The following is a 25,683-nucleotide window of genomic DNA, read 5'->3' on the forward strand; positions in this document are numbered from 1 at the left end:
CCCTTAGTGTTGGTATTTATATGCCAACCAAAAACCGCGTTGAGCTATTAAAAAAAGCGGTCAGTTCTGTACTGTCGCAAACATACCCTAATTTTAAGTTACTTATTATTGATGATGGTTCGAGTGATGGAACACATGAATATTTAAAGACAATTTCAGATCCTAGAGTCTCATTTATTCGAAACGAAATTTCAGAAAAAGCATGTAAAGCACGAAATAAAGCCATTGAAGCACTTGATACAGATTTAGTAACAGGGCTTGATGATGATGACGTGTTTTTACCTGAGCGTTTAGAGTGTTTGGTAAAAGCTTATGACCCTAAGTACTCTTTTGTTTGTAGTGGTTATTTTTGGGATTATGGAGCCCATAAAAAATCTTTATTTAATAAAGAAAAGGTGATCTCTTTGTCTGCTGCACTCGATCTTAATCAGTGCTCAAATCAGATTTTAGTTAGTCGTGAACGTGTGCTTGAGGTGGGAGGATTTGACCCTGACCTGCCTGCACTGCAAGATCATGACTTATGGGTTCGGTTAATCGCTAAATATGGTGATGCCTATAGAATAGGTAAAGAGCTATATATAGTTAATGATGATCAAGAACTTGAAAGAATCTCTTCAGTTAATAATAAGCTGCGTGCAATTGACCTGTTTGAAGCTAAGCATAAAAAAATAATGAGTGTGCGAAATAAGGAAAACTTTGCTTTTTATCGTAAAAAGATAATGGGTGAAAAAGTGTCTTTTATGGAGCTACTTAGCTCAAGTAAGCATGGTTTATTTACCATTAAGGCAAGGCATACCTTAGCACAATCATTATCAAAATTAGCTAAATACCGCTTGGACTACATGCACAATAAGAAAGTTGATCAACCACTGGTTAATTGGTTATTGAGTGCACTTGTTCCTTTGTTGGCTACCGGTGGACCAGGGGCATCTCGCGTTATTCTATTATCATCCTGTATTTACTTTTTAGGTGCTATGGATACAGCCTCGTTTGGTAGTGATTTTTTTATCTTAATGCTGCTAAATACGATGTTTAGCCAAAGCTATGGCTTTTTTATTTTAAAGCAAGACTATAGAGATTCTTTTACGGGTATATCTAAACAATCACTAAGTGGACTGATTTGTGGGTTATGTATTCTAAGTGGTTTATTTTTGATGGGTGTTATAACTAACCTGATTTACTGCGTACCACTGTTTGTAGTGCTGCATTTTTATTACCTTTTTAGGTTTAATCGTGTTGCAAAACAAGGGTTTTTTCTGCTTGCTATGGCTGAGTGCTTAATATCTATTATTTGCTTAGTGGCACCTGTTCTTATAAGTAGTTATTCAGGTGTTAAGTTTGATGCACCCTACATTATTTATTTAGTCGCTCTTTTATCAGGTTTGTTTTTTATTGCTCTTTTTGATTGGCAAAACTTAAACACAAAAGCAACGAAAAAAATCCCAAATAAAAAGGTGTTTAATATTGCAATATCAACCACTGCCAGCGTTTTTGCTTTATTTTGCTTTCCATATACAGCAAAACTAATTTTTGAACCTGAGGTTGCGTCATATGTGGCTTTAACTATTTCATGTTTTTCTATAGCTATGCTAATTCCAAGGACTCAAGCTAATAAAAACATGCCCTTATTGGGAAGCCATAAGCTTTCTCTGGATAATATAGTCATAGTAAATAATAAATATTGCAAGTTGATTTTAGTAAGCTGCTTAGCTAGTTCAGTTATCTCTTTCATGTATCTTTATATTTTGGGTGCCCCCAAGTTGACAGCATTTATGGCATCAATTGCAATTACATCTATTTTTATATCTTCACAGTATGGCTTTATTTTTCTAACGTCTTTAAGCTTGCGTGGAAAAGAAGATATTGTTGCTAAGCTCAACCTGCTAGTATTGGGCGCAACGCTGATAGCAATTAGTTTATTGGTATTTAAAGTTGTAAATTTAAACTCAATTGCCTATTTGCTGCCATTTATTTGTATTGTATTCGCTTATAGAAATATCAAAGCAAAACAAGCTGTGGCACAATTCATACCATAGGTGTATTAAATAATGATTAAGAGTAGTGTGAAATGACGGATGTTAAAGTTAATGTAGTAAAAGCTGAATATAATGATTTTTTTGAAATTGTTATAGGTTCAATCTTAAAGTATAAAATTTTTAACATATTGTTTGTTTTATCAATTGCTATTTTTAGTGTTTTTTTCGCACTTTCGATACCAAACCAATATCGCAGTGAATCTTTACTAACCTCTACAGAGTCATCTGGTGGAGGCGTTGCTGGTATGCTCGGTCAATTGAGTGGTGTTGCTTCATTAGCTGGTATTAGCTTAGGCGGAGGTGATGAAAAAGCGGTTTTTCATTTAGAAGAAAAATTAAAGTCTAGGGATTTTTTAATCCCATTTTTGAAAAAGCATAATATCAAGATTCCTCTATTTGCTGCAGAAGATTGGACACAAAGTTCTAATACGCTTGTTTATGATAGTTCCATATATGATTTTAATAATAATAAATGGCTTCGAGATGTAGATTATCCTCAGTTACCTGAGCCGACAAATGAAGAAGCATATAAGAAGTTTAGAGAAATATTTAAGGTAAGTTTCGATAGAAAAAAAGCGGTATTTAAGCTGTCTGTCGACTTTTATAGTCCTGAAATTGCAAAGCAATGGCTATCTTTACTCATTGAAGAGTTTAATGAATACGAAAGAGAGCTTCAATTATTAGAAGTAAATAATAATCTAGAGTTTTTAAATGGGTACTTGCAACAAGCAGAATATACGGAAGTAAGAGCTTCTTTGTATGATTTAATAGAAGATCAATTAAAAAAGATGATGGTATCAAAAACCAAAAAAGACTTTGCATTAAATGTTATTCAAGCACCTTATATACCAGAAGAAAAGCAAAGCCCTAAACGAGCTCTCATATGTTTAGGAATAACATTTTTAGGTGTGTGTATTGCATTACTAATTTCTATTATTAGGTTTGTGAATGCCAGGAATAAATAATGCAGTTTGAAATAGCAATAGTTTTTGTTGTCAGCGTTTCTCTGCTTCTTTTATCTTTAAAGCTTTCAAATAATAGGGTAGGCTTTTACCTCTTAGTAAGTTGCTTTATATATTTAACGAACTTTTCTTGGATCCCATTGAACTTAGCAGCTGGCTACTTTTTAGGCTACGAGATGTTGCCTGATGATATATTAACTGAGGGGTTGTGGTGGAGTACGTTTTTCTATAGCACATTTGTGATTCTTGGTTATTTTGGAGTTAGAAAAATATCGTCTGTGCCTCTCACTATATATGACGATAAATCTCGACAGGTATTGATTACATCTAGTTTAGCTTTTTTCTTATTTCAATTTTTGGGTATGTTTTTTTAAATGGAATGAGTTTTAGTGCCGGTAATTATGGGCATAGGTTATCTTCTAGCGCAGGTAACGGTATTTTCATGATTTTCTTCTTTCTATTTATTCCTGCCGCAATGTTAATTTTAATGGATAGAAAAAACTTGAAAGGTCTCTTTTTAGCCTTGTCGGTGAGTGTGGTTGGAGGGATGTTAGTTTATTTTACGTTAGGTGGTTCTAGGAATATTTTAGCTGCAGGTATAATAGGTGTAATAATTATTGGGCAAAGGCTAAGTTTAGTCTCTTTAAAAAGCATTTTCTTTGCGGCTCTTTTACTTATTGGGTTTATTAATTATTTAGCGTTTGTTAGATATGGGCAAGGCATGAGTGACGATGTTATTGAACTCGGATTCAGATACCTAATTGACAGTCTTTCGCCTTATGATTCATTTAATAAAATATTAGAATACTTTGAAAGTGGTGATGAGTATTACAAAGGCTTTGATTATGTTATGGCGCAATTTAACCCTCTTATCCCTAGAGCTTTTTGGCCAGAGAAACCAGTTATTCCATTAACAAATGCATTATTTTTTACAGAGTCGATTCTTGGAATCCACAGAGGCACTTACATTATTTCACCTACTCTTCTTGGTGGTGTTTATATAATGGGCGGCGGATTGGGAATATTTATTGGATGCCTAGTTGTGGTATTTATAACCTGCGCTCTTGAGAGGATGATGTTTAGTGATAAACCATTTTTAGTGCTTTTTTCATATACAATTTTACCCTTCTCGTTTTTTATGGTGCGAGAATCTATTGAGTTATTTTTTAACAAGGCAATCCTAATTTTTTGTACATTTTTGTTTATTTGGCTAGCTTCAATGATGATTCTGTTCATATTTGAACGTATGTCACAAGCCAATAAGCTTGATAAGTTAACCAGAGTTATTTCGGAGTAATAATGGAGTTTAAAAAAGTATCAGTAGTAGGCCTTGGCTATATAGGTTTGCCAACAGCTGCGGTCATCGCTTCTCGCGGTATTAAAGTGGTTGGTGTTGATGTGAGCCAACACGCTGTAGATACGATAAATGCAGGTAATGTACATATTGTTGAGCCCGATCTCGATATGGTTGTTCGCAGTGCAGTTCAGGCTGGAAACTTAAAAGCAACGACGAAAGCTGAGAAAGCTGATGCGTTCATGGTGGCAGTACCTACTCCTTTTAAAGAAAATTACGAAGCCGATTTAAGCTATATAGAGTCTGCCGCGAAAGCAATTGCGCCTGTACTTGAAAAGGGAAACCTAGTTATATTGGAATCAACTTCTCCTGTAGGTGCTACTGAAGAGCTTGCAAATTGGTTAGCAGAGTCACGACCAGATTTAACATTTCCACAAACACATGGCAGTGAAGCTGACATAAACGTAGCACATTGCCCAGAGCGCGTTTTACCTGGTCATGTTCTACGTGAATTAGTTGAAAATGATCGCGTTATTGGCGGTATGTCTGAGGCATGCTCAAAAAAAGCGGTTGCTTTATATAAAACTTTTGTTAAAGGTGAATGTTTACTTACAAATGCGCGTACAGCTGAAATGGCTAAGCTAACTGAAAACTCGTTTCGTGATGTCAACATTGCTTTTGCTAATGAACTTTCGATGATTTGCGATAAATTAAGCATTGATGTGTGGGAGCTTATTAAACTGGCTAACCGCCACCCACGTGTTAATATTTTAAATCCAGGCCCAGGTGTAGGTGGTCACTGTATTGCAGTTGATCCTTGGTTTATTGTAAGTTCAGCGCCAGATACAGCTAAACTGATACGCCAAGCTCGTGAAGTGAATGATAGTAAGCCTCACTATGTTTTACAACAAATACTCGATGCTGCTGATCAGTTTAAAAAGCCTGTAATTGCTTGTATGGGGATTGCGTTTAAAGCAGATATTGACGATTTACGTGAAAGCCCAGCACTTGATATAACAAAAATGTTAGCGCAAAAAAGCGATGCAGAAGTTCTGGTTGTAGAACCAAATATCACTAAGCTACCTGAGTCTTTATCTAAACTGGGCGTTGAATTAGTGACTTCAGAAGAAGCTTTAGAACGCTGTAATACGCTGGCCGTATTAGTTGACCATAAAGAATTTAAAAATATTGCACCTGAGCAAATTGCTAAAAAAGTAGTTGTTGATAGCCGCGGTATTTTTTAAACCCAATATTAGTTTTTAAAGCCTGCCAATATGGTGGGCTTTTGTATATGGATACATAAATGAAAGTTTTAACAGTATTTGGTACTCGCCCTGAAGCGATTAAAATGGCTCCTCTTGTATTAGCTTTGAAAAATACCCCTGAGATAGAAGCTAAAGTATGTGTAACAGCACAGCACCGTGAAATGCTTGATCAAGTGTTAGCCCTTTTTGAAATAAAACCTGATTACGATTTGAATATAATGAAATCAGGTCAGGATTTATACGATATTACCAGTAAGATACTATTAGGCTTACGCGATGTATTAGAAGAATTTAAGCCTGACTGGGTTTTAGTTCATGGTGATACTACAACGACGTTTGCGGCATCAATGGCGGCCTTTTATAAGCAAATTAAAGTAGGACATGTTGAAGCTGGTTTAAGAACAGGCGATTTGTATAGCCCATGGCCAGAAGAAGCAAATCGTACCTTAACCGGCGTAATTACCGCTAAGCATTTTGCGCCTACTCAGGCTTCAGCTGATAATTTGTTGCGTGAACATGTATCTAAATCAGACATCGTTATAACTGGAAATACGGTTATAGATGCTTTACTACAAATTAAAAATACCGTACTACCAATGCAAAGTACGCAAAAAATGATGACTGAAAAGTTTGCTGATATTATTCCCAAGCCGTATGTATTAATAACAGGGCATCGACGCGAAAGCTTTGGTGGTGGTTTTGAGCGCATTTGTGAATCTATTTCGCAATTAGCAGTTAAATATCCAAATTTTAATTTTGTTTATCCGGTGCACTTAAATCCTAATGTACAGGAGCCAGTAAATAGGTTACTTGCTGATAAACCAAATGTAATGCTTATTGAACCGCAAGATTACTTACCATTTGTATTTTTAATGGATCGTTCATATTTAATTTTAACCGACTCTGGCGGAGTGCAGGAAGAGGCGCCAAGCTTAGGTAAACCTGTACTTGTAATGCGTGATACAACAGAACGCCCTGAAGCAGTAGCAGCAGGTACGGTTAAACTTGTTGGTACCAATGTCGATAAAATAGTTAGTTCAGTTAGCGAATTAATAGATGCTGACATAGTGTATAAAGCTATGAGTAAAGCGCATAATCCGTACGGTGATGGTTTAGCTTGTGAGCGTATTATTAAAGGCTTACTAGAATAAGCCTTTTTTGTAGACTTAATGAAACGATTAACTCTATTACTAAAAATGGACTAATATGGATGTTAACGGGGTTATTATCCCTTGTGTGCTCATTTATTTTATATTCTCCTAAAGGAAGCCTATGAAAATTGTTGTTGTAGGTACTGGGTTTGTTGGATTGTCAAACGCCATGTTATTAGCCCAAAATAACGAAGTGGTTGGTTTAGATATTGATGAATGTAAAATTAAATTGTTAAACAACAAGTCTTCTACCGTTTTGGATCCATTAATAAGCGAATACTTACTTCGCAATGATATTAACTTTATTGCTACCTCTGACAAAGTACGTGCATACAATAATGCCGGTTTTATTATTGTTGCAACTCCTACTGATTATGATAGTGATACAAATAATTTTGATACTAGCTCTGTAGAAAGAGTAATTGAAGAAGCATTAGAAATAAACCCTGATGCAACGATAGTTATTAAATCTACCGTTCCGGTTGGCTTTACTTCATCTATATCAAAACGCTTGAATACACAAAATATTATCTTTTCACCTGAATTTTTACGTGAAGGTAAAGCGCTTTACGATAATTTGTATCCGTCACGTATTGTAGTGGGTGAGCAAAGCGAGCGAGCAGCAACTTTTGCAGGTTTACTTAAGCAAGGCGCTATAAAGCAAGACGTTGAGGTGTTATTTACCGACTCAACAGAAGCTGAAGCAATAAAGCTTTTTTCTAACACGTACTTAGCTATGCGAGTGGCATATTTTAATGAGCTTGATAGTTATGCTGAAGCACATGGATTAAGTAGTAAGCAAATTATTCAAGGGGTTGGTTTAGACCCACGCATAGGTAACCATTACAATAACCCTTCATTTGGTTATGGTGGCTACTGCCTACCTAAAGATACCAAACAGTTATTAGCAAATTACAAAGATGTTCCTAATAACATTATAGGTGCCATTGTAGATGCGAATCGAACACGAAAAGATTTTATCGCGGAATCAATTATTAATCGTAAACCTAAGGTTATCGGTGTTTATCGGTTAGTTATGAAGTCGGGTTCGGATAACTTTAGAGCCTCTGCCATTCAAGGTATTATGAAGCGCATCAAAGCAAAAGGAATTGAAGTTGTTGTTTTTGAGCCAGTACTTGAAGCTGATGAATTTTATCATTCTCGGGTAATCAAAGATTTAAATGAATTTAAGCAGCTTTCAGATGTTATTTTATCAAACCGTATGGTTGATGAACTGGCTGATATTGCTGATAAAGTTTATACGCGTGATTTATTTGGTAGTGATTAAAATATCGTTTAAGGCTTAAGTATACGAGTTACGGGCGACGAGGAACGGGTTAAGTTTGACTGGTGTAGCTGCGATTTTATTTCGCGTCTGGTTAAAGACAAAGGTTCTAGATATAAGGTAGAGATTAAGCCAAGCACGGTGTTTGGGTTAGACGTAGGCGGGGCTTTATGCCGCGCAAATGTAGCAGCGACTTTATGTCGCGTCTGTTAGTGATTTTATTTACCACAGAGGGTAAAGAGAACACAGAGGAAGAGGTAAAAATAACCTGTAGGCGGGGCTTTATGCCGCGCAGGTTTGGTTTGTGTTCATGGACGATGGGCCTAAAACCTAATAACGACGCGGGGTGAACCCGCTGCTACAGGCGTAAAAAACCTTGCGATGTTAACCGCAAGGTTTTTAAATACCTCGAATCTCGAATCTCGAACCTCGAACCTCGAACCTCGAACCTAACACCTGTCTCCTCACTTCCCAATCTCAACCTTTACATCATCACCCAGTACTTCCCTATACTTTGTAGCGAGTGCATTTTTAGCGTCATCATCGCCGTGGACTATTTTTATATGGCGGGGCTTTTTGCGCATACCGGTTACAAATTTAATTAAACCAGTTTGATCGGCGTGGGCGCTGTAGCCGCTTATTGTGTGTATTTTGGCGTTAATATTAATGCGGGTATTATTTATAAATACATAGCCATTTTTTGGGCCATAGGTTTGTATGTCACGACCTAAAGTCCCTCTGCCTTGGTAACCTACAAAAAGTACGTCGGTGGTTTTGTCGGTTAAAAATCGCTCTAGGTAGTTAACTATTCGTCCGCCGGTGCACATACCGCTTGCAGCTAGAATAATTGCAGGTGTTTGGCGGGTGGCTAAGTAATTTATTAAAGCTAAGTGCTCGCTATGGGTATTTATTGTAGTGAGGTTTTCAAAGTCGAGAGGGTGGCGGCCTTTGGCTACTTTTTGTTTTGCTTCTTCATCCCATAAATATTTAAATTTTCGATACTGCTGAGTAAAGTTAGCCGCCATGGGAGAGTCGAGTATTACTTGTATTGTGCGCCAAGGTGAGTTTTTAGTTGAGGCATGAATTAGCTGTTCAAGTTCGTATAACAGCTCTTGTGTACGGCCTATACTAAATGCAGGCACAAGCACGATACCATTGTCGGCAACTGCGCGCTCAATCACAGCTTTTAAGGTTTGCGTACGTTGCTTTCGTCCTTGATGGTTTTTATCACCATAGGTTGACTCAATAACTAAAGTATCTGCTTTATAGGGGGCTTTAGGTGCGGGTAGTAAAGGCGTATAGGGTGCCCCTAAATCACCTGAAAAAACCACTCTGTGAATATTGTTAGCTTTGTGGGGAGGTATGCCTATGTCTATTTCTACATAAGCGGAGCCTAAAATGTGCCCAGCCCGCTGTAGTCGGGCTTTAGATGTGTGTTCACCGCTACACGGAAGATCGAACCAAGTTTTAAAATCAACGGCTACAACTTGCTGTTTAAGTAACCTTAGGCAGGTGTCTATTACTTTTTGATCGCGCGTGACGCCCACTTTTAATGCATCTTCAATCACTAGTGGCAGTAAACTGGCCGATGCAATAGAGGTAAATATGGGTCCTTTAAAGCCAGCCATTAATAAGTAGGGGATTCGGCCAACATGATCAATATGGCAATGGGTGACGATCAACGCGCGAACTGTATCTATATTAAATTCAATATTAAGATCATCAACAGAATCTTCACCTTGAAATAGTCCGCAGTCAATTAGAAAAGAGCTTTGATCGTTTATTATCAGCTGGTGGCATGAGCCTGTTACGCCATTTACCGCTCCGTGGTGAAGTATTTGCATTTTATGTCCTTATGTTTTGGCTGCGGGCTGCGGGCTGCGGGCCACGGGTTACGGCTCGAACCTCGAAGCCCGAGCCTAGCACTTAGAGCCTAACGCCTTTATTTTATAGGTAAATATAGCAGGCAATTAATAGTTTGGAATTTGAGCGGGTTACCATAGCGAAAGTGCGCGAGGTAAACTCCCGCCTACGGGTAGGGTTAATATAGAGTTTTATTGTAGGCGGAGCTTTATGCTGCACAGGTTGTTTGAAATGTTGTGAAATTGCGCGGGGTAAGCTCCCGCCTTCGGGTAGGATTAATATAGAGTTTTATTGTAGGCAGGGCTTTATGCCGCGCAGGCTTTTTGAAATGTTGTGAAAGTGCGCGAGGTAAACTCCCGCCTACAGGCATAAAAAAACCTTGCGATGTTAACCGCAAGGTTTTTAAATACCTCGAACCTCGAACCTCGAACCTCGAACCTCGAACCTCGAATCTAGCCCTTAAAAGCGTCTTGTAGTGGTGGCACTACTTGCTTTTTACGGCTTAATACGCCGTCTAGCCATACTTTACCGTCTTCTGGTTTTTCACCATAAGCTTGCTCAACTAGGCTAGCATCGTCTGATGCAATTAGCATTTGTGAGCCTTCTTTCATAATGTCGGTCAGAAGTAAAAATACTGAATGACGACCGCCTTCTTCTTTAAGCTTCGCGATGTCGGCTTCAAGGTCGGCTTTAATCTCGTCAAATACCGCAAGGTCAATAACTTCTAACTGACCAATACCAACAAGGTTACCGTTCATGTTAAAGTCTTTAAAGTCACGCATTACTAAGTCACGTACTGGCGTATCTTCAACGGCTGATTTAACGCGGAACATGTCCATGCCTAGTTCTTTGAAGTCTTCAATGCCTGCAATTTCTGCTAGTGCTTCAACACATTTAATATCGGCAGTAGTACAGGTTGGTGACTTAAAAATAACCGTGTCGCTTAAAATAGCGCAAAGCATAATGCCAGCAATATCTTTAGGGATCTCAACGTTGTAGAAGTCATACATCATTTTAATAATGGTGTTAGAACAACCAACAGGGCGGATCCAACACTCAAGCGGTGTCGATGAGGTTAAATCACCTAGTTTATGGTGATCAACCACGCCTACTACGCGAGCCTGATCAATATCGTCAGGTGCTTGCGTTTTTTCTGTGTGGTCTACAATATAAACGTCTTCGCCAGCGTAGCTAAGTTTTAGCTCAGGTGCTTCAAAACCGAATTTATCTAAAATAAATTGTGTTTCAGGTGACACTTCACCTAGGCGAGTTGGGATTGCTGGTTCATCAATTTGGTTTTTTAAATAAGCCAGTGCAATTGCACCACATATTGAATCTGAATCTGGGATTTTATGGCCCACTACATACATTGACATGACTAAACTCCTTAAAATTTGCCGATATTCTAGCAAAGTCTTTGGGTTTTAACATATAGACAGTGTAATTAAGTTTTGGTTACACTTTAAATCGATATTTTTAATTGGAAGACCCACATGCAACTCGGCCGCAAAGGTTGGAACAATGTTATTATTTTTTCGATGTTGATTATGATCTTCTTTTTAAATGGACTGCATAAAAACATAGGGAATGATGAAACACAGGCGCAATTACAGCCACTACTTCCTGTGCAAAGTTTTGTATTAACGCTTAAACTTATCGACCAAAAAATTGAGCGTATTGGCACTAGTTGGCGTACTACTGCTTTGCAAAAAAATGTACCGCTTAGTTGGCAAGGCTCAGAGCAGCAACTTAGTGATCTAGTTTATTTATGGCAAAATACCGCGCTGATGACGACTACCACACCTGATGCGCTTGATATGAATAAGCCACTATCGGTAGCCACGCTTGAACTCGCCGGTGAGCCCCTACCTTGGGTGTACTTACTATTTGAGGCGAATGGTCAGCATTATTTATTCGATAAAACCAGTCAGCGGCTATTGTTGCTCGATTTAACCACTGCAAAACAATTATTTCCAAGTTTTACCTTTTCATAAGTGAGTTTTATAAATGCCTGAATTACCAGAAGTAGAAGTTAGCCGTATGGGCATTACCCCCCATGTGCTAAACCAAGTTGTGACTAAGGTAAATATTCATAATGCTAGTATGCGCTGGCCTGTGCCAGATGAGGTGTATCAACTTGAGGGGTTGGTGGTTAGCAGTATTGAACGCCGTGCAAAATACTTATTGTTAGAGTGCGAGTTAGGCTCAGCTATATTGCATTTAGGTATGTCGGGGAACTTGCGGGTTGTGAACGCCAATGAGCCACTTAAAAAGCATGACCATGTTGAGTTTGTTTTAGCTAATAATAAGGCGCTGCGTTTAAACGATCCACGTCGCTTTGGTTGCTGTTTATGGCAAGCCCCCAATGAAGAGCATAAGTTACTTGCTAAATTAGGCCCCGAGCCACTCACCGATGACTTTTTTGCTAAACGTGTTTATGAGCAATCTCGCAATAAAAAAGTGCCTGTTAAACAGTTTGTTATGAATAACGCCGTGGTGGTGGGGGTTGGTAATATTTACGCTAACGAATCATTATTTAAAGCGGGTATCGATCCGCGAAAAGAAGCCGGTAAAGTAAGCCTTAAACGCTACCAAGCGTTAATCCCAATTATAAAAGACACCCTAGCCGAAGCAATTACTCAAGGCGGCACAACGTTGAAAGACTTTGCCCAAAGTGACGGTAAGCCAGGCTACTTTGCGCAACAGCTATTAGTGTATGGCCGAAAAGGCCAGCCTTGTGTAAATTGCGAGAGCGAACTAACCGAAATTCGCCTAGGCCAACGCAGCACCGTTTTTTGTGAGGTGTGTCAGAAGTAATAAAGGTTAAAGTTCACGGGCAACGGGCAACGGGCAAAGGGCCTAACACCTTGAGCCAAATACTGACGCGGGGTGAACCCGCTGCTACAGGTATAAAAAACCTTGCGATGTTAACCGCAAGGTTTTTAAATACCCCGAACCCTCGATCCCAAACTTTTCTTGCGGAAAAAACAACCGGCCGGTAGCAATGTAGTTTAAGTGCTGGTATACTCCCGCGTCTGCCACGTTGCGTTCTATGTCCTCATATAGTTTAGCCACTTGTGAGCGGCGAAAAAGTCTAAAACTCGAAGGGGTTGTAGCATACTTAGAGCGGTAGTTAATAATAACTACCTGTGGTTTTAATTGAAAAACATTGGATTTTTATAAATGAAAACGTTTGTTGCTAAACCAGAAACAGTAAAACGTGACTGGTACGTAGTTGACGCTGAAGATAAAACTTTAGGTCGCATCGCTACTGAAATCGCTCATCGCCTACGCGGTAAGCACAAAGCTGAGTACACACCACACGTAGATACTGGTGATTACATCATCGTTATCAACGCTGAGAAAGTTACTGTTACTGGTAACAAATTCAAAGATAAAGTGTACTACGCTCACTCTGGTTTCCCAGGTGGTCTTAAGTCTACTACTTTTGATAAACTTCAAGCTGCAAAGCCTGAAATGATCATCGAAAAAGCTGTTAAAGGCATGTTGCCACGTGGTCCTTTAGGCCGCGCTATGTTCCGCAAACTTAAAGTTTACGCGGGTACTGAGCATAACCATGCTGCACAACAGCCTCAGGTTCTAGACATTTAAGGAGCACTATCATGGCAAATCAATACTACGGTACAGGTCGTCGTAAAAGTTCAAGTGCTCGCGTATTCTTACGCCCAGGCACTGGTAACATCGTAATCAACAAGCGCTCTTTAGAAGAGTACTTTGGTCGCGAAACAGCACGCATGGTTGTTCGTCAAGCTCTTGAGCTTGTAGACATGACTGAAAAATTTGACCTTCACATCACCGTTGCCGGTGGTGGTACTACTGGTCAAGCTGGTGCTATCCGTCACGGTATCACTCGTGCACTTATGGAGTTTGACGAGTCACTACGTCCACAACTTCGTAAAGCAGGTTTCGTTACTCGTGATGCACGTAAAGTTGAACGTAAGAAAGTGGGTCTTAAGAAAGCGCGTAAGCGTCCACAGTTCTCAAAACGTTAATTTTTACGTTATCAAGAATTCAAAAACCCAGCTTATGCTGGGTTTTTTGTTTTTAGATAATGAGTTTCGGGTAACGGGCTACGAGAACCGAGCTGCGAAAGAGATTAAGTTCCGTGCGTTAAATTATATGTTTACTATAATTTATGATGAAAGCGGGATTAAGGCTAAGGAGTGGTTGTGAGGTATGAAAGTTTAGATGTATGGAAAAAGTCTTTCTCATTAAGTTTGTTTGTATATCAAACCTTTGCTGCTTTGAGGGATTTTGGCTTAAAAGATCAAATGTGTCGAAGCGCAGTTTCAGTGCCTAGCAATATTGCAGAGGGTTATGAGCATTACTCTGATAAAGAAAGAGCTTACTTTCTTTCTGTAGCTAAAGGGTCTGTCGGTGAATTAAAAACTCAGCTAATGATTGCTTTTGAGTTAGGTCATATTAATTATGAACAAACAGAATACGCTTTAGATGAGTGTGAAAGTATTGGGAAAATGCTTGGTAAATTAATCTCAATGATTAAAAATGTACGATAACCCCGAACCCCGAACCCCGAACCCCGAACCCCGAACCCCGAACCCCGAACCCCGAACCCCGAACCCCGAACCCCGAACGTTTACGACTAATGTCGACATTAGCTTGATCAAAACCGGCAAAGCATGCGTATTTATTGAACGAAAGCTTAAAAATGACCGACTAACGCAAAAAAAGTTAAATAATTATCGCAATTAGTTTAAATCCATCAGTTAATTGGTGAATTTTTTTGCTACAATTGGCGGGCAAATAAAGTGAATGAGTTTAATGTCGCCAAATTCAGTTGTTACTGTACTTAGTTGGTGAGATTGTACTTGTTTACAAATTGTTTTTACGGAAGCGATACTATAGTCATTTGGTTTCATACTCGAGCTTACTTAATCAACTATTTGAGCAAGTCAGGTTTATTCGAGCAGGAGGCTGTGAATAACCTTGTTTTAAACAAGGGTTTTAATTATGATCGTTTCTCTTTTAAAATTCGAAAAATTAACCTGCTGTAACTGATGTTCTCAATATAGCAAGTGTTGAGAATCATAGTGGAGATAAGTGGATGAGCAATGCGCCTGTAGACAATGGCCGACGTCGCTTTTTAACCATAGCTACCTCTGTTGTTGGTGGTGTTGGTGCGGCTGGGGCTGCTGTTCCTTTTATTGCGTCTTGGAATCCAAGTGAGCGAGCTAAATCTGCGGGTGCGCCTGTAGAAGTAGATATCAGCAAACTTGAGCCAGGACAATTAATACGTGTCGAGTGGCGTGGTAAACCTGTATGGGTTGTATCACGGACCCCAAAAATGCTTGAGCAGATGAAAGAACATGAAGGTCAACTTCGTGATCCGCAATCGCAAGAGCCACAACAATTAGAATCATCAACCAATGATTTCCGTTCATTACGCCCAGAGATTTTTGTCGCTGTAGGTATTTGTACGCATTTGGGTTGTTCACCTAGCTTTTTACAAGGTGGCTTTGGTGAGAAAGTGGAAGGGACTGATGACGGTTTTTACTGTCCATGTCACGGTTCTAAGTTTGATATGGCTGGCCGTGTATTCCAATCGGTACCTGCACCATTAAATTTAGAAATTCCACCATATACTTTTCTTGATGAGACCACTATTTTAGTGGGCGAAGAACAAGGGGTGGCCTAATGTTTGGTAAAATTGTTGAGTGGATAGACGACCGTATCCCAATGACACGTGTTTGGAACATGCACATTGCACAGTATCCAGCACCAAAAAACTTTAACTTCTGGTACTTCTTCGGCTCTCTAGCTATGTTAGTACTAGTAAACCAAATACTTACAGGTATTTGGTTAACGATGAACTATGTACCATCTGCTGAAGGTGCATTTGCATCAGTAGAATACATCATGCGTGATGTAGAGTACGGTTGGTTATTGCGTTATTTGCATTCAACGGGTGCATCTGCGTTTTTCATCGTTGTTTACATGCACATGTTCCGTGGCATGATCTACGGTTCTTACCAAAAACCACGTGAATTACTGTGGTTATTCGGTATGTTCATTTTCTTAGCCCTAATGGCTGAAGCATTCATGGGTTACTTATTACCATGGGGCCAAATGTCGTTCTGGGGTGCACAGGTAATCATTTCATTATTCGGGGCTATCCCGGTTATTGGTGATGATTTAACACTGTGGATCCGTGGTGACTATGTAATTTCAGGTGCAACGCTTAACCGCTTCTTTGCATTACACGTAATTGCACTGCCATTGGTTATTGTTATCTTAGTATTTTTACACATTGTTGCGCTACACGAAGTGGGTTCTAATAACCCAGACGGTATTGATAACAAACGTAAAAAAGGAACTGTGGCTGAAGAAGACAAGCCTAAATTTAAGTTCCATGAATACTACACTGATAAAAAAGACATTATTGATGCGATTCCGTTCCACCCTTATTACACAGTAAAAGATATTGTGGGCGTGGTTGGTTTCTTAATCTTGTTCTGCTGGGTTGTGTTCTTTATGCCTGCTATGGGTGGTTTCTTCTTAGAAGCGCCAAACTTTGAAGCAGCTAACCCACTTAAAACACCAGAGCATATTTTCCCTGTTTGGTACTTCACGCCATTCTATGCAATCTTACGTGCAATCCCTGACAAACTAATGGGTGTTGCAGCAATGGGTGCATCAATTGTCGTGCTAGCATTATTACCTTGGATTGACCGTGGTTCGGTTCGTTCAGTTCGTTACCGTTGTGGTTTCCACAAATGGAACATTGCAGGTTTTGTTGTTACTTTCGTTCTTTTAGGTTGGGTTGGTGCTACACCACAAACTGATTTTAAAACGATTGTTTCGCAAGTCTGTACTGTGACTTACTTTATGTTCTTCGTACTGTTATTTGTTTACAGTAAGAATGAAAAAACTAAGCCATTGCCTGAGAGGTTAACGAAATGATGAAAAAGCTATTAATAGGTTTATTTGCTTTATCAGTAAACGTGTTACCTGCAATGGCGGCTGGCCCGTCAGTTCCTCTAATGGAAGCGGGTAACGATATATCTGATCAACCTTCTTTGCAGCGTGGCGCAAAGTTGTTCATGAACTACTGTCTTGGTTGTCACCAAATGCAGTATCAACGTTATGAACGTACTTTCCGTGACATTGGTATTCCAACAGAGATTGGTCAAGAGCAACTTATTTTTGATGGTTCAAAAGTGGGTGGTCATATCCTTAACGCTATGGCAAAAGAAGATGCTGCAAAATGGTTTGGTGCGGCTCCGCCGGATCTAACTAATGTTGCGCGTGTGCGTGGCAGTGATTGGATTTATACCTACTTAAAATCGTTTTACAAAGATGAATCTCGTCCGTTTGGCGTAAATAATACGTTATTCCCATCGGTGGGTATGCCACATGTTCTTCAAGAGTTGCAAGGTGTTCCTACTGCAATTACTGAAGAAGTAACAGTAGATGGTAAAACAACCACTCATATTACTGGTACAAAAACAGATGGTACGGGCGAATTAAGTGTAGATGAATATGACCAAGCAGTTCGTGATTTAACGAATTTCCTAGAGTATGTAGGTGAACCTACACGTCTCGAGTCGGAAGCGCTAGGTATTAAGGTAATCGGATTTTTAATTATCCTGTTTATCTTGGCATTTATGCTGAAGAAAGAATACTGGAGAGATGTTCATTAAGTTTGAACATATTTAAAGGTAATTTTGCAATAGGGGCTTAAGCCCCTATTGCTGTTTTAGTTATTTAATGGAGGTAGGCATGGCCGTAGCTGCCAATAAGCGCCCTGTAATGACCCTTTTTTCTGGTGCTAACTGTATGTATAGCCACCAAGTACGCATTGTACTTGCTGAAAAAGGTGTAAGTGTAGATATTCATATGGCTGAAAAGGATAACCTGCCAGAAGCACTTCACGAAATTAACCCTTACGGCACAGTGCCAACACTGATTGACCGTGAGCTTGGTTTATATCAGGCAAACATCATCATGGAATACCTTGATGAACGTTTTCCTCATCCTCCACTAATGCCTGTATATCCGGTCATGCGTGGTCGTAGTCGATTAATGATGCACCGTATTGATACTGATTGGTACAGCCTAGCTGAAAAAATCATTAACAACACTTCTGATGCTGCGCAAGCTCGTAAAGAGCTTACCGAAGCATTGCTTGCAATAGCACCAATCTTTAGTGAAGCGCCTTACTTTATGAGTGAAGAGTTTAGCTTAGTTGATTGCTACTTAGCACCACTATTATGGCGTTTACCAGAGTTTGGTATTGAGCTAAATGGTGTAGGCTCTAAAGAACTTAAAGAGTATATGATTCGTTTATTTGAACGTGAATCATTCCAAGCTTCTTTAACTGAAGCAGAGCGTGAGATCCGTTTATAATGACTTCTAATCGTCCTTATTTACTACGCGCTTTTTTTGATTGGATTGTTGATAACGAATGCACGCCACACTTAGTGGTGAATGCTGACTTTCCTGCAGTGCAAGTGCCAACACAGTTTGTCCAAGATGGCCAAATTGTATTGAACATAAGCCCTTCGGCGGTTACGCAGTTTTCGTTAGATAATACTCAGCTTAGCTTTAACGCACGCTTTGGCGGCCAGCCAATGCAAGTGTACGTGCCTTTAGGGGCTGTACTTGCAATATATGCACGCGAAAATGGCGAAGGCACAGTCTTTACTGCAGATGAGTTTTTAGAGGACGAAGACGATTTTGCTCCAGAGCTTGAAAGTGTCGATTCATCACCTGAGATAGTTGATGAAACGCCAGCTCCCAAGCCTGAAAAGAAAAAAGGCTCACATTTACGTGTTATAAAATAACTAGTAAATGTTAGAAAAAACCGCTTAATGAAGTGACCCCCAATAGTTGGACATTCCAATTACTGGGGGTCTTTTTATGTCCAAACATCACCGAGCTTTCAAGCTCAAAATAGCTGAACTCGCTTTGTCTGAAAGCTCTTCGGCGGTAAGTAACAGATTTAATGTTACAGATAGGCAGGTCCGATATTGGACCGCTATTTATCGAATTCATGGCGCTGAAAGCTTCAGGTCTGTTCACAAACCTTATTCTCTAGCATTTAAGGCTGAAGTGTTAAAAACGATGACAGCAAACAGTTGGTCACTCGGTTATACCAGTGCTTTCTTCGATTTATCGTCCCCAGGCATTCTTTTTCAATGGCAAAAGCTTTATGCTCGTGATGGTATATCACGTCTTAAACCACAGAGAAAAGGTAAGCCATTCATGACAAATAATTCTTCTTCATCAAAACTAGTAGAGCAAATGACTGAGGAGGAGTTACGAGAAGAACTAGCATACTTACGAGCTGAGAATGATGTGCTAAAAAAGTTAGAAGCCTTGGCTCAAGCCAGAAAGAAAAAAGCAAAGACAAAACGATAGTCGTCGAAGAGTTCAAGGCAAAGCATAGCTTACGACACCTTTTAAAGGCGACAGGGCTGCCAAAGAGTGTTTACTATTATCATCGCACTACTTGTAAGCAACCCTGTGCAAGCAATGATTTACTGGTAAAAATACGTGATATTTATCACGCGCATAAAGGGCGATATGGCTATCGCAGAATTACGAGTGCCCTGAGAGCAATGGGAGTATTTGTTAATCATAAGCGCGTTCAACGGTTGATGAATGAGTTAGGACTCAAGTCAAAAGTAAGGCCTAAGCGCTATAAATCCTATAAAGGTGAAGTGGGTAAAATCGCAGAAAATACGCTTAACCGCGAGTTTACTGCGCAGAAGCCAAATCAAAAATGGGTGACGGATGTGACGGAGTTTAAAGTGGATAATGAGAAGGTATATCTATCGCCTATGATTGACCTATTCAACCAAGAGGTAATCAGTTACGAAGTCAGAAAATCCGTTGCACTCCCTTTGGTAACTGACATGCTTAAAACAGCAACTGCTAGGTTGAAGCCAAATGAAAAGCCAGTTGTACACTCAGATCAAGGGTGGCAATATCAAAACAAACAATATCAAAATCACCTTAAGGAAAAAGGATTGCAACAAAGTATGTCTAGAAAAGGAAATTGTTTAGATAATGCGGTTGCTGAGAACTTCTTCGGCATATTGAAGAGCGAGATGTACCACAACGAAACGTTTAAAGACGTGAATGATCTTATTGAAAACATTAAAGAATATATCCACTATTACAACAATGAGCGTATTAAACTGAAACTAAAAGGCCTGAGTCCGATACAGTATCGAAATCAGGCCTTGGCAGCCGCTTAGAAATGAGTCCAACTTTATGGGGTCACTTCATAATAAGCGGTTTTTTTATGTCTGTATGAAAATGTTAGGTTAAAAGCTAAAGGTTAAAGGTTAAAGGTTTAAGGTTAGAAAAGCTCACGAGCGACGGGTAGCGGGCTGCGAGAGGCGGGTTAAGATTGATTGTTGTAGCAGCGGGTTTACCCCGCGTCTGATCAAAAGTGAAGAGTAGGTTTTAGGTGCTAGGTGTTAGGTGTTAGGTGTTAGGTAGAGATTAAGCCAAGCACGGTGTTTTTTTATTGAACGTAGGCGGGGTTTTACGCCGCGCAGGTTTGATTTAAGTTCGCGGGCAACGGGCTGCGAGAAGCGGGGTAAGGTTGATTGATGTAGCAGCGGGTTTACTCCGCGTCTTTTAGTGATTCTATTTATCACAGAGGGTGCAGAGCACACAGAGAAAATGATTAAAGACATTTTTTCTTCTCTGTTTAGCGCAAAGCGCCTCGGTGTAATCTGTGGTTCAAAATGGTTTTGTAGGCGGGGCTTTATGCCGCGTATTTTACTAAACCCTGCGCGAGATAAACTCCCGCCTACAGGTATAAAAAAACCTTGCGATGTTAACCGCAAGGTTTTTAAATTTCTCGAACTTCGAACTTCGAACTTCGAACCTGAGACTTTTACAAATACTCAAATACTTTAACTACTCGCTCTACGCCAGAGATGTTGCGAGCTATATTAACGGCTTGGTTTGCTTCGGCGTCAGATACTAGCCCCATTAAGTATACTTCGGCATTTTCAGTCACTACTTTTATATTATTACTGCTGATATTTTCAGCCGCTAGAAGCTGCGCTTTTACTTTTGAGGTTAACCATGAATCGTGTGTTTGCGTGGTGATACCAATATTAGAGCCAATGCGAAGTTGGTTATGAATTTTGCGAATACCAGATAGGTTCTCAATGGTTTTAAACGCTTGGTTTTTCATTTCTTGGTTAGGCACTTGTCCTACCATTAAAACCACGCCATTTACGCTTATAACGCTGATATGGGCAAACTTATTAAGGCGTTCATCTTCGCTAATAGCAATGCTGGCTTTTATTTCAATGTTGTTGTCGTCTATTTGCGAGCCTATAGTACGTCTATCGTTAGCGGCAGTAACAGCACTGGCTGTACCGGCGACCACTGCAGCGGCACAACCTTGTAATAATACAACAGTACCTAAAACAATTAGGGAGCGTTTAAACATAATTTTCGTCCTGCGGGAAAAGGGTTAAATCCACCAACTCACTTAAACAGTGAAGGTTCACTAAATGCGATTCAATAATGCGACTCGGGCGTTTAGATGGCGTACGAATTTCTACATCGTTATGGCCAAGCAAGCCAACAAGTTCGCCGCCATCATCACCTACCATTACTATGACCTTCATATCTTTGGTAAGTGCCGCTTCTACTGCAGAAATTATGTGTTTTTCATTGCCATTAATGGCAAGTACCAACAATAAGTCACCTTGCTGGGCAAAGGCACGAACTTGGCGTGCAAAGGTATCGTGGTCATCTATTTGATTGCCTTGGCCAAGGTTAATATTTTCTTGTGAGAGAGCGATTGCGGGTAAGCAAGGGCGTTCTGTTTCGTAAAAATTAACCAGTACGCCTGCCATGTGTTGTGCCAGCATATGGCAATTTGCAGTACCGCAGCAGAGCAATTTATTCCCATTGATCAGGCTTTGTGCAATGGTAAATGCCGCTGATTCTAATGCACTTGGCAACACTTCGCCTGCGGCTATTTGAACTTGAATACTTTCTTTAAAAATTTCTTTAATTGTATCTTGCATGGGTTACCAACAATTTATCTCTAATTCTGTGTGAGCTCACACCGGCTTTATTAAAAGGTGATTATTTTAGGCGTAAGCTAATGTTTAACTGTATGCTCAGCATGAAGCTGTTGTAATCGTCTTATCTTTGTACATCAGATATTAAAATACGTTTTTCAGCCAGTTAATATGTAATGACGGTTCGCCTGTTATAGCTACATAGTCAATACGTAATGGCTGGTTTTTTAAGTTTTTAGCACCAAGGTAATGATAAATAGTGCGCTTTAACTTAGCTTGCTTTTGCGGGCTTAGCGCATAATTAGCGCCGCCTTTTATGTTATTTTTGCGAAACTTAACTTCAACAAACACTAAGGTGTCACCGTCTTTCATAATGACATCAAGCTCGCCATAGGGGCAGTAGTAATTACGCTCAATCGCTTTTAAACCTTGCGCTTCTAAATACTTTTGCGCTTGGCGCTCATAATACTGGCCTTTTTCACGACTATTTTGCCACAGCTGTTTAAACCACGACATGCTAACCCCTTAATTAATAATGGTTATGCCATCGTTTGCCGACTGCATAAATAGCGGCACAGGGCGTTGCGTTTTTAATTCCACAGGTTTTATACGGCGGTTGCTGTACTGCGCCCATTGCAGTGATCGTTCAATATCACCGGCACTATTAATGGACAATTTACCACTTAAGCCTGAAAAGTATTTATCAGGTGTAATGCTCAGCTGTCTAATATCATTCAGCATGGCGACGGCATCGTAGGCCATGGCAAATAGACGTTGGCTAATATCAGCCTGTTCAGGCCATAAATCATTATATTGCTTACGTAGATTATGCTGCGTAATTTGTGAGTCTAACATCCAAGGAAGTTCGGTAAAGTAGAGCCCATCTAAATCGCCTTTGTCAGTGGTATCTATTTGCTTACTATGACTTTTAGAGCTGGCGTAAATAGGGATCCTGTCGGCAAAGGTGCTTACGTTAACATCTAGATAAGGCTTAATTAATCGGGTCTCTATGGCGTCACCTAATATGTAAATTGCATCAATATCGCCACGTGAACGGGTTTCACTTTCTACTTCTTTATTAAAAAGTGTTTTAACCGCTTTAATACGCTCTTTTGATTTATCAACTTCGAGCAAGCTGGTTATGGTGTTGGGCATATCTTTATTGTCGTTGTAAAAGCCAACCTGTGTGGTTGTTTCACTATAGCGTTGCCATTGCAGATTAAAGTAGTCAATTAAGCGCTGACCATTGGTATTATTTGGCGCTAGCAACATAGGTTTTTGATAACCTTGCGCTAAAAAGTGCTCTAGGGTTTGTTGTACTTCGTGCTCAGGATTAAGCGCAAAAAAGTAGTGCTGCAAAGAGGTTCGTTCGCCATCAAAGGTATTTAAATGTAATGTAGGTATATCGAGTAATGTATTGGTATTAGCGAGCTTATCTATATTGGCTTTTAATAGCGGGCCAATAACAAAGTCTGGTTGTAATTGCGTAATCTGTGCACTCAACGCTTCTGTTTCGGTATTTTCATCAATAAACAGCGTTTCGCTAATCTCTTTTTTATCAAGCGCTGCCAAAATACCTGCTTTTAATGCATCCCCTAAGCGCTGATTAGCCCCCGATTGAGGTAGTAGTACAACTAAGCGTTCAATATTTAGTGGTGCTAATTCATTAGCGTAAGTATCTTGTTTTGGTAGAACATTGGTACCAGGGTGCCCAAGGTAACGACGTCGCCAATTATTAATCGCTTGGTCTAAATCAACTGAGCTGTTGGCATAAACCTGATGGTACAAAGCTAAGTTAACCCAGCCTTGTTGAATAACCGAGCCACGGTTAAATCGCTCTAATGCATACGAAGAAAGCTGCTTTAAATTACGCCAAAGTGCGTCATTAAGTTTAGGGATAGAAATATTATTTTTTGCTACCGATTCAGATGCAGCAAAAAAGTAAGGGGCAGCACGTTTTGGTAAATCTTGCGATGCAAAAATACTGGCCGTTAAAAATTGGTGCCAAGCAAAATGTTCAGGTTGCTTAAGTTGCCCTTCCAGGGTGTTTAGTACCTCAAGTGCTTGCTGATTTTTATTTTGCTCTTTTTGCGCAAAGGCAATGTATAAACGATTTTGAATTTGATCAACACTGGCGGTAAGTGCAAGTTCCGTGCATATTTTTTCCAGTAGTGGCCAGTTTTCTTCTGTAATTGCGCTATCACGAGCACTATAAAGCAGCTGGATTTTATCAGCGCCATAGCGGTTTTGCGCTAATAGGTAAATAGATTGCGCATTCAGTGCTTCATTTTTCAGCGTATTGGCACTGTTACTTAAGTTATCGCTGGTTTTAGTTGGTTTTTCGGTTGTGCTACACGCCGATAACCCTGACAATATAATTAATAGACTAACTAGTTTAAGTCGCACAATGATTTCCCATACGTTAACGCGATTTGCTTATATTACTGACTGACGCAGGAGACCTCAATGTTAAATGAGGAGAATTCACAGAAAATTGGCACTCTTTACGTTGTTGCCACCCCAATCGGCAATTATGACGACTTAAGTCAGCGTGCAATCGCGACATTATCGCAGGTTGACTTAATCGCGGCTGAAGACACTCGCCATACAGGTAAGCTACTTAGCCACTTTGGTATTAAGGCTAAAACCTTTGCGTTACATGACCATAATGAAAAGCAAAAAGCGCAGCAAATTATCGACCAGCTTAATCAAGGACTCAATATTGCACTGGTCTCTGATGCAGGCACGCCGCTTATAAGCGATCCTGGTTACGCGGTGGTTAACTTATGTCGTGAGCAGGGCGCAAGTGTAACACCCGTGCCTGGTGCATGTGCTGCTATTACAGCGGTATGTTGTTCTGGGTTACCTACTGACCGTTTTCAATTTATTGGTTTTACACCTGCTAAAAGTAAAGCGCGCCAAGACTTTTTTATCGATGCGGTTAACTCAAGTATTACCAGTATTATGTATGAAAGTACCCATCGTATTATGGCAAGCCTTGACGATTTAGAAGTGGCGCTAGGTAGTGAGCAGCAGGTGGTATTTGCCAAAGAGCTCACTAAAACCTTTGAAACTTTCTTTAATGGCACTGTAGCTGAGTTAAAGCAGTTTTTAACTGACGATCCAACTAAGCAACGCGGCGAAATAGTGCTCATGTTGCCAGGGAAAGCTAAGATAGTTGACGATATTCCACCAGAAGCTCGTAAAATGTTAGCGTTACTCGAAAACGAAATGCCAATGAAAAAAGCCTGTGGTGTAGTAGCCGACTACTTCGGCATGAAGAAAAACGCGTTGTATAAAACAATTATTGAAGAAAAACAGTAAATGTTTACTGCGTAGTGTGGTGCTCTCATGTATACTGCGCGCCGAGTTAGCCAAGATAATCGCTGCCTGTGACGAAAATGATCAGGGGGAGGAAAGTCCGGGCTCCACAGGGCAGAGTGCCAGTTAACGGCTGGGGGCGTGAGCCCACGACAAGTGCAGCAGAGAGAAGACCGCCAATCCTCGGATTGGTAAGGGTGAAAGGGTGCGGTAAGAGCGCACCGGGCCGCTAGTAATAGTCGGTTGCAAGGTAAACTCCACTCGGAGCAAGACCAAATAGGGTTCCTTATGGCGTGGCCCACGTTGGAACCGGGTAGGTTGCTTGAGCCATAGAGCGATTTATGGCCTAGACGAATGATTATCACTTTTTTCGGAAAGGACAGAACCCGGCTTACCGGCTGACTCAAACTCAAGCGTAAGCATCTGATTTATTAGGTGCTTACGCTTGAACCACTAATCTCA

26 protein-coding genes and 1 other RNA gene are annotated in these 25,683 nt (G+C 40.1%); 21 read left to right on the top strand and 6 right to left on the bottom strand.

All coding sequences use genetic code 11. The features are described 5' to 3' along the window. Positions 1 to 20 precede the first annotated feature (20 nt). From AB8618_RS01665 to AB8618_RS01695, 7 genes are all read left to right on the top strand, one after another. On the top strand, positions 21 to 2,036 hold the full coding sequence (locus AB8618_RS01665) for a glycosyltransferase (protein WP_409425546.1): 2,016 nt from the start codon (positions 21 to 23) through the stop codon (positions 2,034 to 2,036). Between the two features lie 32 nt (positions 2,037 to 2,068). Further along, on the top strand, positions 2,069 to 3,001 hold the full coding sequence (locus AB8618_RS01670; RefSeq protein WP_409424591.1) for an LPS O-antigen length regulator: 933 nt from the start codon (positions 2,069 to 2,071) through the stop codon (positions 2,999 to 3,001). Next, entirely contained in the window at positions 3,001 to 3,372 is a 372-nt protein-coding gene (locus AB8618_RS01675) for a hypothetical protein (protein WP_409424592.1), read from the top strand. The genes AB8618_RS01670 and AB8618_RS01675 overlap by 1 nt, the downstream gene beginning before the upstream one ends. Before the next feature lie 5 nt (positions 3,373 to 3,377). Continuing rightward, positions 3,378 to 4,295, top strand: a complete 918-nt coding sequence (locus tag AB8618_RS01680) for a WzyE family oligosaccharide polymerase (protein ID WP_409424593.1) — start codon at positions 3,378 to 3,380, stop codon at positions 4,293 to 4,295. Between the two features lie 2 nt (positions 4,296 to 4,297). Then, on the top strand, positions 4,298 to 5,536 hold the full coding sequence (gene wecC, locus AB8618_RS01685) for a UDP-N-acetyl-D-mannosamine dehydrogenase (RefSeq protein WP_409424594.1): 1,239 nt from the start codon (positions 4,298 to 4,300) through the stop codon (positions 5,534 to 5,536). A gap of 59 nt (positions 5,537 to 5,595) precedes the next feature. Beyond that, positions 5,596 to 6,708, top strand: a complete 1,113-nt coding sequence (gene wecB / locus AB8618_RS01690; RefSeq protein ID WP_409424595.1) for a non-hydrolyzing UDP-N-acetylglucosamine 2-epimerase — start codon at positions 5,596 to 5,598, stop codon at positions 6,706 to 6,708. A gap of 121 nt (positions 6,709 to 6,829) precedes the next feature. Further along, entirely contained in the window at positions 6,830 to 7,996 is a 1,167-nt protein-coding gene (locus AB8618_RS01695; RefSeq protein WP_413401218.1) for a nucleotide sugar dehydrogenase, read from the top strand. Positions 7,997 to 8,457: 461 nt separating this feature from the next. Here AB8618_RS01695 and AB8618_RS01700 read toward each other — a convergent pair whose 3' ends face one another. Both AB8618_RS01700 and AB8618_RS01705 read right to left on the bottom strand, forming a co-directional pair. Further along, positions 8,458 to 9,837, bottom strand: a complete 1,380-nt coding sequence (locus tag AB8618_RS01700) for an MBL fold metallo-hydrolase RNA specificity domain-containing protein (RefSeq protein WP_413401219.1) — start codon at positions 9,835 to 9,837, stop codon at positions 8,458 to 8,460. A gap of 471 nt (positions 9,838 to 10,308) precedes the next feature. Beyond that, positions 10,309 to 11,232: a manganese-dependent inorganic pyrophosphatase gene (locus tag AB8618_RS01705; RefSeq protein ID WP_055013427.1), complete on the bottom strand. Its 924-nt coding sequence runs from the start codon at positions 11,230 to 11,232 to the stop codon at positions 10,309 to 10,311. Positions 11,233 to 11,349: 117 nt separating this feature from the next. On the opposite strand from AB8618_RS01705, the gene AB8618_RS01710 reads away from it, so the two are divergent. The 12 genes from AB8618_RS01710 (at position 11,350) to AB8618_RS01765 (ending at position 20,100) form a co-directional block, all read left to right on the top strand. Continuing rightward, a complete protein-coding gene (locus tag AB8618_RS01710; RefSeq protein WP_413401220.1) occupies positions 11,350 to 11,850 on the top strand; it encodes a hypothetical protein in 501 nt (166 codons plus the stop codon). 13 nt (positions 11,851 to 11,863) lie between these two features. Next, positions 11,864 to 12,673 carry a bifunctional DNA-formamidopyrimidine glycosylase/DNA-(apurinic or apyrimidinic site) lyase gene (gene mutM / locus AB8618_RS01715; RefSeq protein WP_413401221.1) on the top strand — a complete coding sequence of 270 codons (810 nt, stop codon included), beginning with the start codon at positions 11,864 to 11,866 and terminating at the stop codon, positions 12,671 to 12,673. Positions 12,674 to 13,039: 366 nt separating this feature from the next. Further along, the gene (gene rplM, locus AB8618_RS01720; protein ID WP_008110876.1) at positions 13,040 to 13,468 is read left to right on the top strand and encodes a 50S ribosomal protein L13; all 429 of its coding nucleotides are present in this window, start codon (positions 13,040 to 13,042) and stop codon (positions 13,466 to 13,468) included. An 8-nt stretch (positions 13,469 to 13,476) separates the two neighbouring features. Then, positions 13,477 to 13,869, top strand: a complete 393-nt coding sequence (gene rpsI, locus AB8618_RS01725; protein WP_024600778.1) for a 30S ribosomal protein S9 — start codon at positions 13,477 to 13,479, stop codon at positions 13,867 to 13,869. A gap of 177 nt (positions 13,870 to 14,046) precedes the next feature. Beyond that, positions 14,047 to 14,394 carry a four helix bundle protein gene (locus AB8618_RS01730; RefSeq protein WP_413401222.1) on the top strand — a complete coding sequence of 116 codons (348 nt, stop codon included), beginning with the start codon at positions 14,047 to 14,049 and terminating at the stop codon, positions 14,392 to 14,394. A gap of 548 nt (positions 14,395 to 14,942) precedes the next feature. Then, a complete protein-coding gene (petA, locus tag AB8618_RS01735; RefSeq protein ID WP_010390661.1) occupies positions 14,943 to 15,533 on the top strand; it encodes a ubiquinol-cytochrome c reductase iron-sulfur subunit in 591 nt (196 codons plus the stop codon). Beyond that, positions 15,533 to 16,798, top strand: coding sequence for a cytochrome b (locus AB8618_RS01740; protein ID WP_010390662.1), 1,266 nt, complete (start codon positions 15,533 to 15,535; stop codon positions 16,796 to 16,798). The genes petA and AB8618_RS01740 overlap by 1 nt, the downstream gene beginning before the upstream one ends. Continuing rightward, positions 16,795 to 17,538, top strand: a complete 744-nt coding sequence (locus tag AB8618_RS01745; RefSeq protein ID WP_109875379.1) for a cytochrome c1 — start codon at positions 16,795 to 16,797, stop codon at positions 17,536 to 17,538. Before AB8618_RS01740 ends, AB8618_RS01745 begins: the two co-directional genes overlap by 4 nt. A gap of 79 nt (positions 17,539 to 17,617) precedes the next feature. After that, a complete protein-coding gene (gene sspA / locus AB8618_RS01750; RefSeq protein ID WP_413401223.1) occupies positions 17,618 to 18,244 on the top strand; it encodes a stringent starvation protein SspA in 627 nt (208 codons plus the stop codon). Then, on the top strand, positions 18,244 to 18,681 hold the full coding sequence (locus AB8618_RS01755) for a ClpXP protease specificity-enhancing factor (RefSeq protein ID WP_008110860.1): 438 nt from the start codon (positions 18,244 to 18,246) through the stop codon (positions 18,679 to 18,681). Before sspA ends, AB8618_RS01755 begins: the two co-directional genes overlap by 1 nt. Positions 18,682 to 18,757: 76 nt before the next feature. Further along, positions 18,758 to 19,258: a transposase gene (locus tag AB8618_RS01760; RefSeq protein WP_409423191.1), complete on the top strand. Its 501-nt coding sequence runs from the start codon at positions 18,758 to 18,760 to the stop codon at positions 19,256 to 19,258. After that, positions 19,255 to 20,100 carry an IS3 family transposase gene (locus AB8618_RS01765; RefSeq protein ID WP_409425547.1) on the top strand — a complete coding sequence of 282 codons (846 nt, stop codon included), beginning with the start codon at positions 19,255 to 19,257 and terminating at the stop codon, positions 20,098 to 20,100. The genes AB8618_RS01760 and AB8618_RS01765 overlap by 4 nt, the downstream gene beginning before the upstream one ends. Positions 20,101 to 20,750: 650 nt before the next feature. Here the strand turns inward: AB8618_RS01765 and dolP are convergent. The 4 genes from dolP to AB8618_RS01785 all read right to left on the bottom strand — a co-directional run bounded on the left by dolP (position 20,751) and on the right by AB8618_RS01785 (position 24,306). Then, positions 20,751 to 21,317 (bottom strand): division/outer membrane stress-associated lipid-binding lipoprotein, encoded by a 567-nt coding sequence (gene dolP / locus AB8618_RS01770; RefSeq protein WP_409424601.1) that lies wholly within the window; start codon positions 21,315 to 21,317, stop codon positions 20,751 to 20,753. Continuing rightward, entirely contained in the window at positions 21,310 to 21,903 is a 594-nt protein-coding gene (locus AB8618_RS01775) for an SIS domain-containing protein (RefSeq protein ID WP_413401224.1), read from the bottom strand. The genes dolP and AB8618_RS01775 overlap by 8 nt, the downstream gene beginning before the upstream one ends. Positions 21,904 to 22,044: 141 nt before the next feature. After that, positions 22,045 to 22,416 carry a YraN family protein gene (locus AB8618_RS01780; RefSeq protein WP_008110719.1) on the bottom strand — a complete coding sequence of 124 codons (372 nt, stop codon included), beginning with the start codon at positions 22,414 to 22,416 and terminating at the stop codon, positions 22,045 to 22,047. A gap of 9 nt (positions 22,417 to 22,425) precedes the next feature. Next, positions 22,426 to 24,306 carry a penicillin-binding protein activator gene (locus tag AB8618_RS01785; protein ID WP_413401225.1) on the bottom strand — a complete coding sequence of 627 codons (1,881 nt, stop codon included), beginning with the start codon at positions 24,304 to 24,306 and terminating at the stop codon, positions 22,426 to 22,428. 60 nt (positions 24,307 to 24,366) lie between these two features. On the opposite strand from AB8618_RS01785, the gene rsmI reads away from it, so the two are divergent. Continuing rightward, a complete protein-coding gene (gene rsmI / locus AB8618_RS01790) occupies positions 24,367 to 25,224 on the top strand; it encodes a 16S rRNA (cytidine(1402)-2'-O)-methyltransferase (protein WP_413401226.1) in 858 nt (285 codons plus the stop codon). A 42-nt stretch (positions 25,225 to 25,266) separates the two neighbouring features. Beyond that, positions 25,267 to 25,631: RNase P RNA component class A (gene rnpB / locus AB8618_RS01795), an RNA gene on the top strand. Positions 25,632 to 25,683: the final 52 nt, after the last annotated feature.

Source organism: Pseudoalteromonas sp. RW-H-Ap-1 (assembly GCF_048318575.1).
Classification (GTDB): Bacteria; Pseudomonadota; Gammaproteobacteria; order Enterobacterales; family Alteromonadaceae; genus Pseudoalteromonas.

Excerpts from the sequence above, each read along its gene's own strand:
- AB8618_RS01665 (WP_409425546.1), top strand. The coding sequence starts at position 21 with ATGCCAACCAAAAACCGCGTTGAGCTATTAAAAAAAGCGGTCAGTTCT.
- AB8618_RS01670 (WP_409424591.1), top strand. The coding sequence starts at position 2,069 with ATGACGGATGTTAAAGTTAATGTAGTAAAAGCTGAATATAATGATTTT.
- AB8618_RS01675 (WP_409424592.1), top strand. The coding sequence starts at position 3,001 with ATGCAGTTTGAAATAGCAATAGTTTTTGTTGTCAGCGTTTCTCTGCTT.
- AB8618_RS01680 (WP_409424593.1), top strand. The coding sequence starts at position 3,378 with ATGAGTTTTAGTGCCGGTAATTATGGGCATAGGTTATCTTCTAGCGCA.
- wecC (WP_409424594.1), top strand. The coding sequence starts at position 4,298 with ATGGAGTTTAAAAAAGTATCAGTAGTAGGCCTTGGCTATATAGGTTTG.
- wecB (WP_409424595.1), top strand. The coding sequence starts at position 5,596 with ATGAAAGTTTTAACAGTATTTGGTACTCGCCCTGAAGCGATTAAAATG.
- AB8618_RS01695 (WP_413401218.1), top strand. The coding sequence starts at position 6,830 with ATGAAAATTGTTGTTGTAGGTACTGGGTTTGTTGGATTGTCAAACGCC.
- AB8618_RS01700 (WP_413401219.1), bottom strand. The coding sequence starts at position 9,837 with ATGCAAATACTTCACCACGGAGCGGTAAATGGCGTAACAGGCTCATGC.
- AB8618_RS01705 (WP_055013427.1), bottom strand. The coding sequence starts at position 11,232 with ATGTCAATGTATGTAGTGGGCCATAAAATCCCAGATTCAGATTCAATA.
- AB8618_RS01710 (WP_413401220.1), top strand. The coding sequence starts at position 11,350 with ATGCAACTCGGCCGCAAAGGTTGGAACAATGTTATTATTTTTTCGATG.
- mutM (WP_413401221.1), top strand. The coding sequence starts at position 11,864 with ATGCCTGAATTACCAGAAGTAGAAGTTAGCCGTATGGGCATTACCCCC.
- rplM (WP_008110876.1), top strand. The coding sequence starts at position 13,040 with ATGAAAACGTTTGTTGCTAAACCAGAAACAGTAAAACGTGACTGGTAC.
- petA (WP_010390661.1), top strand. The coding sequence starts at position 14,943 with ATGAGCAATGCGCCTGTAGACAATGGCCGACGTCGCTTTTTAACCATA.
- AB8618_RS01740 (WP_010390662.1), top strand. The coding sequence starts at position 15,533 with ATGTTTGGTAAAATTGTTGAGTGGATAGACGACCGTATCCCAATGACA.
- AB8618_RS01745 (WP_109875379.1), top strand. The coding sequence starts at position 16,795 with ATGATGAAAAAGCTATTAATAGGTTTATTTGCTTTATCAGTAAACGTG.
- sspA (WP_413401223.1), top strand. The coding sequence starts at position 17,618 with ATGGCCGTAGCTGCCAATAAGCGCCCTGTAATGACCCTTTTTTCTGGT.
- AB8618_RS01755 (WP_008110860.1), top strand. The coding sequence starts at position 18,244 with ATGACTTCTAATCGTCCTTATTTACTACGCGCTTTTTTTGATTGGATT.
- AB8618_RS01760 (WP_409423191.1), top strand. The coding sequence starts at position 18,758 with ATGTCCAAACATCACCGAGCTTTCAAGCTCAAAATAGCTGAACTCGCT.
- dolP (WP_409424601.1), bottom strand. The coding sequence starts at position 21,317 with ATGTTTAAACGCTCCCTAATTGTTTTAGGTACTGTTGTATTATTACAA.
- AB8618_RS01775 (WP_413401224.1), bottom strand. The coding sequence starts at position 21,903 with ATGCAAGATACAATTAAAGAAATTTTTAAAGAAAGTATTCAAGTTCAA.
- AB8618_RS01780 (WP_008110719.1), bottom strand. The coding sequence starts at position 22,416 with ATGTCGTGGTTTAAACAGCTGTGGCAAAATAGTCGTGAAAAAGGCCAG.
- rsmI (WP_413401226.1), top strand. The coding sequence starts at position 24,367 with ATGTTAAATGAGGAGAATTCACAGAAAATTGGCACTCTTTACGTTGTT.